Below are 594 nucleotides of genomic sequence, written 5' to 3' on the forward strand. Positions count from 1 at the left end.
GATATGGCTATTTCAGTTTGATCGGCGATATCGAAGCGTTCGCGCAGCGGTTTGCAAAGACGCTGCGAAAAATCGATCACGAAGCGAACGTCGAGCGGTTGCACATCGTCGCCCATAGCCTGGGCGGATTGGTAACGCGACGGGCGCTGCAAATTTATCGCCCCGAACATCTGGGACGAGTCGTCTTTCTCGCCAGTCCCCATCGCGGTTTGTATGCCGGACGATTTTGGGGCGGGCTATTGAATCTGTTTCGATGCCGCGCGGTGGCGCAAATGTCGGACGTGCCGGGCAGCTATGTGAATCAGCTGGCGGCGCCCGATTTTGAATTTGCGGCGATGGCCGCGACGTACGATCATTTGGTGCCGGAGCAATCGGCCCACCTGGAAGGTTGTTCCGACTTTCGGATCTACCCTACGATGCATACCGCCCTGCTCTTGCGGCAAGATGTCGCACGCGATATTTGCAATTATCTCGAACATGGGCGATTTCTCGACGCTTCCCTTACGAAAGAGGCCTCATGAACGAAAGCCAACGTGAGCTATGGCGCAAGATCGAGACGTTTTCCATCGACGAAGGACACGAACAACTGACGTT

Annotated in this window: 1 protein-coding gene; it reads left to right on the forward strand. The window is 55.6% G+C overall.

Features of this window, described 5'->3' with window-relative positions; all coding sequences use genetic code 11:
* Positions 1–521 (forward strand): alpha/beta hydrolase (locus tag C5Y96_RS00945; RefSeq protein ID WP_114322151.1); only part of this gene is annotated, 521 nt, incomplete at its 5' end.
* Positions 522–594 lie beyond the last annotated feature (73 nt).

Source organism: Blastopirellula marina (assembly GCF_002967715.1).
GTDB classification, from domain to species: Bacteria; Planctomycetota; Planctomycetia; order Pirellulales; family Pirellulaceae; genus Bremerella; species Bremerella marina_B.